11 protein-coding genes and 1 pseudogene are annotated in these 10,460 nt (G+C 72.2%); 10 read left to right on the top strand and 2 right to left on the bottom strand.

Going from position 1 to position 10,460, the window contains the following annotated elements; translation table 11 throughout:
- The 5 genes from odhB to RBXJA2T_RS07945 form a co-directional block, all read left to right on the top strand.
- Positions 1 to 837: 2-oxoglutarate dehydrogenase complex dihydrolipoyllysine-residue succinyltransferase (gene odhB, locus RBXJA2T_RS07925; RefSeq protein ID WP_009856819.1), on the top strand; the 837-nt coding region annotated here is incomplete at its 5' end.
- Positions 838 to 844: 7 nt separating this feature from the next.
- Positions 845 to 1,162 (top strand): PspC domain-containing protein, encoded by a 318-nt coding sequence (locus RBXJA2T_RS07930; protein WP_009856820.1) that lies wholly within the window; start codon positions 845 to 847, stop codon positions 1,160 to 1,162.
- Positions 1,163 to 1,171: 9 nt separating this feature from the next.
- Positions 1,172 to 2,590, top strand: a complete 1,419-nt coding sequence (gene lpdA, locus RBXJA2T_RS07935; RefSeq protein WP_009856821.1) for a dihydrolipoyl dehydrogenase — start codon at positions 1,172 to 1,174, stop codon at positions 2,588 to 2,590.
- A gap of 120 nt (positions 2,591 to 2,710) precedes the next feature.
- Complete coding sequence (gene zapE / locus RBXJA2T_RS07940; protein WP_029718325.1) at positions 2,711 to 3,811, top strand: cell division protein ZapE; 1,101 nt, start codon at positions 2,711 to 2,713, stop codon at positions 3,809 to 3,811.
- A 41-nt stretch (positions 3,812 to 3,852) separates the two neighbouring features.
- Complete coding sequence (locus RBXJA2T_RS07945; RefSeq protein ID WP_138938814.1) at positions 3,853 to 4,449, top strand: flagellar biosynthesis protein FlhF; 597 nt, start codon at positions 3,853 to 3,855, stop codon at positions 4,447 to 4,449.
- A gap of 6 nt (positions 4,450 to 4,455) precedes the next feature.
- Here RBXJA2T_RS07945 and RBXJA2T_RS07950 read toward each other — a convergent pair whose 3' ends face one another.
- Positions 4,456 to 5,232 carry a PP2C family protein-serine/threonine phosphatase gene (locus tag RBXJA2T_RS07950; protein ID WP_009856824.1) on the bottom strand — a complete coding sequence of 259 codons (777 nt, stop codon included), beginning with the start codon at positions 5,230 to 5,232 and terminating at the stop codon, positions 4,456 to 4,458.
- Positions 5,233 to 5,276: 44 nt separating this feature from the next.
- On the opposite strand from RBXJA2T_RS07950, the gene RBXJA2T_RS07955 reads away from it, so the two are divergent.
- On the top strand, positions 5,277 to 5,480 hold the full coding sequence (locus RBXJA2T_RS07955) for a YdcH family protein (protein WP_029718326.1): 204 nt from the start codon (positions 5,277 to 5,279) through the stop codon (positions 5,478 to 5,480).
- Entirely contained in the window at positions 5,477 to 7,447 is a 1,971-nt protein-coding gene (gene yoaA / locus RBXJA2T_RS07960) for a DNA repair helicase YoaA (protein ID WP_009856826.1), read from the top strand. The genes RBXJA2T_RS07955 and yoaA overlap by 4 nt, the downstream gene beginning before the upstream one ends.
- Before the next feature lie 48 nt (positions 7,448 to 7,495).
- Here the strand turns inward: yoaA and RBXJA2T_RS07965 are convergent, their stop codons facing one another.
- Entirely contained in the window at positions 7,496 to 8,311 is an 816-nt protein-coding gene (locus RBXJA2T_RS07965) for an outer membrane protein assembly factor BamD (protein ID WP_029718327.1), read from the bottom strand.
- Between the two features lie 85 nt (positions 8,312 to 8,396).
- Between RBXJA2T_RS07965 and RBXJA2T_RS07970 the strand changes: the two genes are divergently transcribed.
- The 3 genes and pseudogenes from RBXJA2T_RS07970 to RBXJA2T_RS07980 form a co-directional block, all read left to right on the top strand.
- Positions 8,397 to 9,350, top strand: coding sequence for an RluA family pseudouridine synthase (locus RBXJA2T_RS07970; protein ID WP_009856828.1), 954 nt, complete (start codon positions 8,397 to 8,399; stop codon positions 9,348 to 9,350).
- A 126-nt stretch (positions 9,351 to 9,476) separates the two neighbouring features.
- On the top strand, positions 9,477 to 10,175 hold the full coding sequence (gene scpB, locus RBXJA2T_RS07975) for an SMC-Scp complex subunit ScpB (RefSeq protein ID WP_009856829.1): 699 nt from the start codon (positions 9,477 to 9,479) through the stop codon (positions 10,173 to 10,175).
- A 13-nt stretch (positions 10,176 to 10,188) separates the two neighbouring features.
- A pseudogene (locus RBXJA2T_RS07980) lies at positions 10,189 to 10,460 on the top strand (pseudouridine synthase); the annotation flags it as partial.

The raw sequence follows: 10,460 nt of genomic DNA on the forward strand, positions 1-10,460 counted from the left end.
GTCACCAAGGGCGACGTGCTCGGCGCGCTGGCTGCGCCCGCTGCACCGAAGGCCGCCGCGCCGGTCGCCGCGCCCGCCGCCCCGGCCGTCGCCAAGCCGCTGCCCCCGGTGGCCGCGCCCGCCGTCAACCTCGGCGAGCGCCCCGAGCAGCGTGTGCCGATGTCGCGTCTGCGCGCCCGTGTCGCCGAGCGCCTGCTGCAGTCGCAGGCCACCAACGCCATCCTGACGACCTTCAACGAGGTCAACATGGCGCCGCTGATGGAGATGCGCAAGCGCTTCCAGGAGCGCTTCGAGAAGGAACACGGCGTCAAGCTCGGCTTCATGTCCTTCTTCGTCAAGGCCGCGGTCGCGGCGCTGAAGAAGTACCCGGTGCTCAACGCCTCGGTCGACGGCAACGACATCGTCTACCACGGCTACTTCGACATCGGCATCGCCGTCGGCTCGCCGCGCGGCCTGGTGGTGCCGATCCTGCGCAACGCCGACCAGATGTCGTTCGCCGACATCGAGAAGAAGATCGCCGAGTACGGCGCCAAGGCCCGCGACGGCAAGCTGTCGATCGAAGAGCTCTCCGGCGGCACCTTCTCGATCAGCAACGGCGGTGTCTTCGGCTCGATGCTGTCGACGCCGATCATCAACCCGCCGCAGAGCGCCATCCTCGGCGTGCACGCCACCAAGGACCGGGCCGTGGTCGAGAACGGTCAGATCGTCGTGCGCCCGATGAACTACCTGGCGATGTCCTACGACCACCGCATCATCGACGGCCGCGAGGCCGTGCTCGGCCTGGTGGCGATGAAGGAAGCGCTGGAAGACCCGTCGCGTCTGCTGTTCGACCTCTGAGCGCACGATGAGCCTGGCCGACGAACTCTCCCGCCTGGACGAACTGCGCCAGCGCGGCGTGCTGAGCGACGAGGAGTTCGCTCGCGCCAAGGCGCGGCTGCTCGCCGGCGCGGCCGCGCCAGCGCCGGCCCTCGACGCCGTCAACCGGCTGCGCCGCAGCCGCGGCGACCGCTGGCTCGGCGGTGTCTGCGGCGGCCTGGCGCGTGCCACCGGCGTCGAGGCCTGGATCTGGCGCCTCGTCACCGCCGGCCTGGCCCTCTTCGGCGGCACCGGCGTGCTGCTGTACCTGCTGCTGTGGATCTTCGTGCCCGAGGATCCCGTCTAGAAAGACCTCATGTCCAAGAATTTCGACGTCATCGTCATCGGCGGCGGCCCGGGCGGCTACATCGCCGCGATCCGCGCCGCCCAGCTCGGCTTCACCACCGCCTGCGTCGACGAGTGGAAGAACGACAAGGGCGGCCCGGCCCCGGGCGGCACCTGCACCAACGTCGGCTGCATCCCGAGCAAGGCGCTGCTGCAGTCCAGCGAGCACTACGAGCACGCCGCCAAGCATTTCGCCGAGCACGGCATCGGCCTGAAGAGCCTGTCCATCGACGTCGCGAAGATGGTCGCGCGCAAGGACCAGGTCGTGAAGCAGAACAACGACGGCATCCTCTACCTGTTCAAGAAGAACAAGGTGAGCTTCTTCCACGGCCGTGGCTCGTTCGTGAAGGCGGTCGACGGCGGCTACCAGATCGCGGTCGGTGACGAACTGCTGACCGGCAAGCAGGTCGTCGTCGCCACCGGCTCCAGCGCGCGCGCGCTGCCGGGCCTGCCGTTCGACGAGGACAAGATCCTCAGCAACGACGGCGCGCTGCGCATCGGCGCGGTGCCCAAGAAGCTGGGTGTCATAGGCGCCGGTGTCATCGGCCTGGAGATGGGCTCGGTCTGGCGCCGCCTGGGCGCCGAGGTGCAGGTGCTCGAGGCGCTGCCGGCCTTCCTCGGCGCGGCCGACGAGCAGATCGCCAAGGAGGCGCAGAAGGCGTTTGCCAAGCAGGGCCTGAAGGTCGAGCTGGGCGTGAAGATCGGCGAGATCAAGACCGGCGCCAAGGGCGTCAGCGTCGCCTACGCCGACGCCAAGGGCGCCGAGAAGACGCTCGACGTCGACAAGCTGATCGTCTCCATCGGCCGGGTGCCGAACACGACCGGCCTGAACCCCGAGGCCGTGGGCCTGAAGCTCGACGAGCGCGGCGCCATCGTCGTCGACGACGAGTGCCGCACCAACCTGCCGGGCGTCTGGGCGGTCGGCGACGTCGTGCGCGGGCCGATGCTCGCGCACAAGGCCGAGGAGGAGGGTGTGGCGGTCGCCGAGCGCATCGCCGGCCAGCACGGCCACGTCGACTTCGGACTGATCCCCTGGGTGCTCTACACCAGCCCCGAGATCGCCTGGGTCGGCAAGACCGAACAGCAGCTCAAGGCCGAGGGCCGCGCCTACAAGGCCGGCACCTTCCCGTTCATGGCCAACGGCCGCGCGCGTGCGCTGGGCGACACGACCGGCATGGTCAAGTTCCTCGCCGACGCCGCGACCGACGAGATCCTCGGCGTGCACATCGTCGGCCCGATGGCCAGCGAGCTGATCGCCGAGGCCTGCGTCGCGATGGCCTTCAAGGCCAGCAGCGAGGACATCGCGCGCATCTGCCACGCCCACCCCTCGCTGGCCGAGTCGGTGAAGGAAGCGGCGCTGGCCGTCGACAAGCGCACGCTGAATTTCTGAGTGCGGGGCACGCGGGGCGGCCTTGGCCAGCCCTGCGTGCGCTTGCGTGGCCGCAGCCTCGCGGCCGCCGCGGGCGGCTAGCATCCGCGACCCTGTCGATCCTCCCTCGAAGACACGCACATGTCCGGCGTCCGAGCGTTGTACGAGGCCACGCTGGCCGAACGCGGCTACCAGTCCGACCCGGCGCAGCTGCGCGCCATCGACGCGCTCGAGCGCTGCGAGCGCGAGTGGGCCGACTACAAGGCGCGGCGCGGCAACCGCCTCACCAAGCTGCTGGTGCGCCCGCCGATCCCGCGCGGCGTCTACATGGTCGGCGGTGTCGGCCGCGGCAAGAGCTTCCTGATGGACTGCTTCTTCCAGGCCGTGCCGCTGGTGCGCAAGACGCGGCTGCACTTCCACGAGTTCATGCGCGAGGTGCACCGCGAGCTGCAGGACCTGAAGGGCACCGCCGACCCGCTGGACGAACTCGGCCGGCGCATCGCGCGGCGCTTCCGCCTGATCTGCTTCGACGAGTTCCACGTCGCCGACGTCACCGACGCGATGATCCTGCACCGATTGCTGCAGGCGCTGTTCGACAACCGCGTCAGCATCGTCACAACGTCCAACTTCCACCCCGACGGCCTGTACCCGAACGGCCTGCACCGCGACCGCATCCTGCCGGCCATCGAGCTGCTGAAGACGCAGCTGGAGGTCGTCGACGTCGACGCGGGCATCGACTACCGCCAGCGCACGCTGCAGCACGTCGAGACTTACCACTGCCCGGCCGATGCCGCGGCCGAGCGTGCGCTGGCCGAAGCCTTCGAGCGCCTGGCCGAGGCCCGCGACGAAGACCCGCTGCTGCACATCGAGCACCGCGAGCTGCGTGCGCGCCGGCGTGCCGGCGGCGTGGTCTGGTTCGACTTCAAGACGCTGTGCGGTGGCCCGCGTTCGCAGAACGACTATCTGGAGCTGGCCTCGCGTTTTCACACGCTGATCCTGTCGGACGTGCCCAGCATGCCGCCGCGGCTGGCCAGCGAGGCGCGGCGCTTCACCTGGCTCGTCGACGTGCTCTACGACCGGCGCGTCAAGTTCCTGGTCTCGGCCGAGGCTCCGCCCGAGGCGCTGTACACCGACGGCCCGCTGGCGCACGAGTTCCCGCGCACCGTCTCGCGGCTGCGCGAGATGCAGTCGGCCGAATACCTGGGCCTCGAACGCCGCGAGGTCGACACCTCGCTGACCTGACGGGCGCCCCCGTGATGCTGCGCTCGGGCACACTCCTGCCGATGGACCGTCTTTCCCCTGTCGCGCTGGCCTCGCTGCTGCTGGCCGCCGGTGCCGCCGCCGCGGCCGATCTCGACGTCCGTGCCGAGCGTGAGCGCATCTCCCGCGAGCGTGCCGCCGCCGAGTCGCGTTATGCCGCCGACGAAGCGGCCTGCCGCACGCGGTTCGTCGTCACCGCCTGCGTCGACGAGGCCAAGGCACGGCGGCGCGAGGCGCTGGGCGTCCTGAAGAGCCAGGAGCTGGTGCTCGACGAACAGGAGCGCCGCCGGCGTGCCGCGGCGCGGCTGGAGGCGATCGAGGCCAAGCAGCGCGAAGCCGCGGCACGCCCGCCGCTGCCCGCCCAGCCGGCGCCGGTGATCCGCGAGGCCGCGTCGGCGCCTGCGGCGCGCCTGCAGCCCGCACCATCCGAGGCCGAACGCGCCGCGCGGGCCCACGACGAAGCCCTGCGCGCCCAGCGCCGCACCGAGGCGGCGGAGCAGCGGCGGCAGCAGGCGGCCGACGACCGGGCCCGGATCGCCGAGCGCGAAGCGCAGCGCCGCGCCAAGGCGAAGAAACCGGTCACGCCGCTGCCGTCCCGTCCCGAGATTCCCCGGGACTGAGCGCGCCTACTTCAGCGCCTCGATGCGCGTCAGCGCCAGCGACAGGTTGTCGCCGCCGCCGCGTGCACGCTGCCGGGCCTTGTTGACCAGCATCTCGCCGGCCTCGCGCGGCGGCAGCGCATGCACGATCGCGCCCAGCTCCTTGGTCGTGAAGTAGTGCCAGAGGCCGTCGCTGCAGGCCAGCAGCGTGTCGCCGGGCTCGAGCCGGCCGATGCGGTGCAGCGTCAGCGGCGGGTCCGCGTGGGTGCCCAGGCAGCCGGTCAGCAGGTTGGACTGCGGGTGGTGGTTGGCCGCTTCCTCGGTGAGCTTGCCGTCGTCGATCAGCCGCTGCACGAAGGAGTGGTCGGTGCTGCGCCAGACCAGTTCGGCGCCGCGGAAGTGGTAGATGCGCGAATCGCCGGCGTGGATCACGTCGCAGCCGAGGTCGGGCTGCAGCAGGAAGGCCGCGACGGTGCTGTGCGGCTCCTCCTCGGCGGTGATCGCCGTCAGCTTGATCATCAGGTGCGACTCGGTCACCAGCTGGCGCAGCAGGTCGGCGGCCGTGTCCTCGCCGGGCACGAAGCGCTCGAAGAGCTGGCGTGCGGTGAGCAGCACCTGGTCGGCGGCCTTGCGCCCGCCGCTCTTGCCGCCCATGCCGTCGGCGACGACGGCCAGCGCGCAGCCGTTGACGCGTGCGTGCGGCACGATGGCCACCTGGTCCTGCTGATAGGCGCGGTCGCCGCGGTGCAGGGCGGTGGTCGCGTTCAGGCGGAACGTCGGCCGGGCAGGGGCGGGTGGCGGCATGCGGCCGACTATAAACTCGGCCATCCGGCCCCCGGTGCGGAGCAATGGACGACAACCTGCATTCGCCGCAAAGGCTACTCATCGAGTTGCGCATCGAGCACGCCGACCTGGACGACCTGATCGACCGCCATGCCGTCGCGACACCGTCCGACGACCTCGTGCTGCGGCGCCTGAAGAAGCGCCGCCTCGCGCTGCGCGACCGCATCGCGCAGCTGGAGGGCGCGCTCGAACCGCCCGAGCCCGCGTGAGCCAGGACCTCGCCGACCGCGTCGCGGAGGCCTTCGCGAGCGATGGCGCGCTCGCGCGCCACGACGCCCACTTCATGCCGCGCGAGCAGCAGGACCGCCTGGCGCTGGCCGTCGCCCGCGCCGTCGAGGAGCGCGGCACCCTGGTCGCCGAGGCCGGCACCGGCGTCGGCAAGACCTTCGCCTACCTCGTGCCGCTGCTGCTGTCGGACCGGCGTGCGCTGGTCAGCACCGCCACCAAGAGCCTGCAGGACCAGCTTTTCCTGCGCGACCTGCCGCGCCTGGTGCAGGCCCTGGGCGTGCCGGTGCGCATGGCGCTGCTCAAGGGCCGCGCCAGCTACCTGTGCCGCCACCGTCTGGCCCATGCGCGCACGACGGCCGAGCTGCCCGACCGCTTCGCCGTGCGCCAGCTCGCGCGCGTCGAGACCTGGGCCTTGTCGACGCGCAGCGGCGACCTCGCTGAACTCGAAGGCCTGGACGAACGTTCGCCGGTGATCCCGATCGTCACCTCGACCCGCGACAACTGCCTGGGCACCGACTGCCCCGAGCACCGCAGCTGCCACGTGATGCAGGCCCGCCGCGAGGCGATGGCCGCCGACCTCGTCGTCGTCAACCACCACCTGTTCTTCGCCGACATGGCGCTGCGCGACAGCGGCGTCGCCGAGCTGCTGCCGACGGTCGACGCGGCGGTCTTCGACGAGGCCCACCAGCTCGTCGAGACCGGCGTGCAGTTTCTCGGCACGATGCTCGGCACGGCCCAGGTGCTCGACGTCGGCCGCGACCTGCTGGCCGCCGGGCTGGCGCAGGCCCGCGGCCTGATGCCCTGGCACGAGCTGCAGGCTGGGCTGGAGAAGGCGGCGCGCGAGCTGCGCCTGGCCTGCGCCGGCGCGCTGCGCGAGGTGCGCGGCGTGATCAAGCTGCGCTGGGACGAACGGGCCCGCGACGGCCGGCTGCAGGAGCCGCTGGCGGCGCTGGCCCGGGCCGCCGACGAAGCCGCCGACGCGCTGGCCGGCGTCGCCGCCGTCGGCCCGGACTTCGTGCGCCTGCAGGAGCGTGTGCGCACGATCGCCGAGCTGGCCGAACGTTTCGCTCAGGAGCCGGCCGACGGCCGCGTGCGCTGGATCGACCTGTCGCCGCTGCAGGCCCGGCTGGTCGAGTCGCCGCTGGACATCCGCGACATGCTGACCGAGCAGCGCCAGGCGGCGCCGCGGGCCTGGATCTTCACCTCGGCGACGCTCGGCGAGGACGACGGCCTGGCCTGGTTCACCTCGGCCACCGGGCTGGAGGACGCGACGACGCTGCGTGTCGGCAGCCCCTTCGACTACCCGAACCATGCCCGGGCCTGGATCCCGGCGCGCTTCCCGAAGCCCAACGAAGCCGCGCACCCGGCGGCGGTGGGCTCGCTGGCCGCGCGGCTGGCCGGCGCGCTGGGCGGCCGCACCTTCGTGCTGACGACGACGCTGCGCGTGCTGCCGCAGATCGCCGAGGCGCTGCGCACCGAGGCCGAGTGGCAGGGCCAGGCGCTGGAGATCCTGGTGCAGGGCAGCCAGCCGCGGCGTGCGCTGCTGCAGCGTTTCGGCGACGGCCGCGGTGCGGTACTCGTCGGCTCGCAGAGCTTCTGGGAAGGCATCGACATGCCGGGCGACGCCCTGCAGTGCGTGCTCATCGACAAGCTGCCGTTCCCGCCGCCCAACGACCCGCTGGTCGAGGCCCGCGTGCGCCAGCTGCGCGCCGAGGGCCGCGACCCGTTCGACGCCTATTTCGTCGCCGAGGCCGCGGTGTCGCTGAAGCAGGGCGCCGGGCGGCTGATCCGCACCGAGACCGACCGCGGCCTGCTCGTCGTCTGCGACCCGCGCATGCGCCAGATGGGCTATGGCGCGCGGCTGCGCGCGGCGCTGCCGCCGATGTCCTGGGTGGGCTCGGAGGAAGAGGCGCTGGACTGGCTGCACGAGCTCGCCGCCGAGCACTGACGACAAAAAGGCCGCCCTCGGGCGGCCTTGTTCAGCGGGGCGCAGGCCTCACCAGAGCTTCCACCAGGGGCGCTTCTCGGGTTCGATGGCCTGGGCCAGGAAACGGCTGTCGGGGTAGTTCTTCTGCAGCACGCGCAGCGCATCGTCGCGCAGCTGGACGAGCTGCAGCCGGTCGTAGCTCTGCACCATCAGGAACAGGCCTTCCTCGGCCGCCGGCGAACGCTGGAACTCGGCCACCGCCTGCTGCGCGCGGTTGGCCGCCGCGACGTAGGCGCCGCGCTTGAAGTAATAGCGCGCGACGTGCACCTCGTAGGCCGCCAGCGAGTTGACGATGTAGTCCATGCGCAGCTTGGCGTCCGGCGTGTACCTGGACTGCGGGAACTGCTCGACGAGCTGCTTGAAGGCCTGGTAGGCGTCGCGTGCGGCGCGCTGGTCGCGCTCGGACAGGTCCTGCCGGGCGATGCGCCCGAACAGGCCCATGTCCTCGTTGAAGTTGATCAGCCCGCGCAGGTACATCGCGTAGTCCAGCGCCGGGCTCGACGGGTTGAGGCGGATGAAGCGCTCGATCGTCGTCAGCGCCTGGGCCCGCTCGCCGGTCTTCCAGTACAGGTAGGCGAGGTCGATCTGCGACTGCTGCGCCAGCACCGTGCCGGCGGCCAGGCCCTCGACGCGCGACAAGGCCTTGATGGCCGGCTCGTAGCTGCCGGCCTCCATGTTGTCCTTGGCGTCCGCATACAATTTTTCGGCCGCCACGTCGGCGCGCTCTTCCTTGGTGGTCGAGCCGCAGCCTGCCAGCAGCGTGGCCACCATCACGGCCGTCGAAACGGCTACGGGCGCAAGGCGCCACCTCTGGGAGAAGGTCATCGGAAAGCGTGCCGGAAGCGTGCCAAAAGCGGCCGATTATAGGGAGGCGACCCCGTCGCTCGCGCACGATGTCCCGGCGTCCCAGGTGGACGGCACCGAGGACGACGGCGGCGCCGACGATGCCGTCGAGACGCGCAGCGACGTCGTCGACACCGCGCGCCACGGCGAGCGCCTGGATCGCGTGCTGGTGTCGATCGCCGGCGAGTTCTCGCGCAGCCACCTGCAGCACCTGATCGAACTCGGCCACGTGCGCGTGGACGGCCAGCCTGCGAGCACCGCGTCGCGGCGCGTCAAGGCCGGCCAGCGTGTCGAAGTCGAGCTGGTCCCCACCGACGAGAGCCGCGCCTTCCGCCCGCAGCCGATGGCGCTGGCCATCCTGTACGAGGACGAGCACCTGCTGGTGCTGGACAAGCCCGCCGGGCTGGTCGTGCACCCGGCGCCGGGCAACTGGTCGGGCACGCTGCTCAACGGCCTGCTGGCCCACCACGCCGCCGCCGCGACGCTGCCGCGTGCCGGCATCGTGCACCGCCTGGACAAGGACACCTCGGGCGTGATGATGGTCGGCAAGAGCCTGCCGGCGGTGACGGCGCTGGTGCGCGACATCGCCGCGCGCGACGTGCACCGGCGCTACCTGGCGCTGGCGCACGGTGCCGTGGCCACGCAGCGCATCGACGCGCCGGTCGGCCGCGACCCGGTGTCGCGCGTGCGCATGGCCGTCGTCGCGTCGGGCAAACCGGCGCGCACCGACGTCGAGTGCCTGGCGCAGCACGACGGCGTCAGCGCCGTGCGCTGCACGCTGCACACCGGGCGCACGCACCAGATCCGCGTGCATCTGGCCTCGCGCGGCCATGCGCTGGTCGCCGACACGCTGTACGGCGGCCGGCCGGCGCTGGGCATGGCGCGCCAGGCGCTGCACGCGGTGCGGCTGGAGCTTGAACATCCGCTCACGCGGGCGCCGCTGTCCTTCGTCTGTCCGCCGCCGGCCGATTTCTCGGCGGCATGGCGGGCCATTGCTGGGGTTACAATCCCGCTCGATTGACAATGTCCGGGCGCTGCTGGCCGCTGCCGCGCGATCCCGACCCACGGCGACTCCTCGCCCCGGCCCTCGCGCCGGCCCGACCCAACGAACGACCCGCCTGCCGCCCGCAGGCCCTCATCCCAGGCGATGAACACATCGGAGGCGAAGCGCGTCCTCGAGACGGCGCTCATCTGCGCGGACCGGCCCCTGCCGCTGCGCGAGATGCGCGTGCTCTTCGACGACCAGGTCGGCGCCGACACGCTGCGCACGCTGCTCGACGAGCTGGCGTCCGACTGGCGGGGCCGCGGCGTCGAGCTGGTCGCGCTGGCCTCGGGCTGGCGCTTCCAGAGCCGGCCGGAGATGCGCGACTACCTCGACCGCCTGAACCCCGAGAAGCCGCCGAAGTACTCGCGTGCGGCGCTGGAGACGCTGGCCATCGTCGCCTACCGCCAGCCGGTCACGCGCGGCGACATCGAGGACATCCGCGGCGTCACCGTCAGCAGCCAGATCGTCAAGCAGCTCGAGGACCGCGGCTGGGTCGAGGTCATCGGCTACCGCGAGGCCCCCGGCCGCCCGGCGCTGTACGCGACGACGCGCCAGTTCCTCGACGACCTGGGCCTGAAGAGCCTGGACCAGCTGCCGCCGCTGGACGGCGGCGAGGCGCCGACGGCGATGCTCGAGGCGCTGGAAGACCAGCCTTCGCTGCTCGGCGACGGCCAGGCCCGGCTGCCGCTGGACGAAGCCGACGCCGTGGCCGCCGCCACCCCCGAGACACCGGGCGCCGACGCGCCTGCCCCCATCACCGGACGGCCCCAGGGCGAGTCCGGCCCCGACACCCAATCCTGAACGACGAGATCGCATGAGCTCGAACGACGCCGAATCCACGCCGGACCCGATCGCCGCCGCGCCTGCCGCCGAAGAGGCCGCGCCGAAGAAGCGGCGCGCGCCGCGCAAGAAGGCCGAGGCGCCCGCCGCCGAGGTCGCGCCGGCCGCCGAGGCGGCGCCGGCTCCCGAGGCGCCCGCGCCCGAGGTTGCGGCAGAACCCGCGGCCGAGGCCAAGCCGCGCCGCCGGCGCACGACCAAGAAGGACGCCGCGGCCGAGACGCCGCTGGCCGAGCCTGCGGCCTTCGT

Source organism: Rubrivivax benzoatilyticus JA2 = ATCC BAA-35, assembly GCF_000190375.1.
GTDB classification, from domain to species: domain Bacteria; phylum Pseudomonadota; class Gammaproteobacteria; order Burkholderiales; family Burkholderiaceae_C; genus Rubrivivax; species Rubrivivax benzoatilyticus.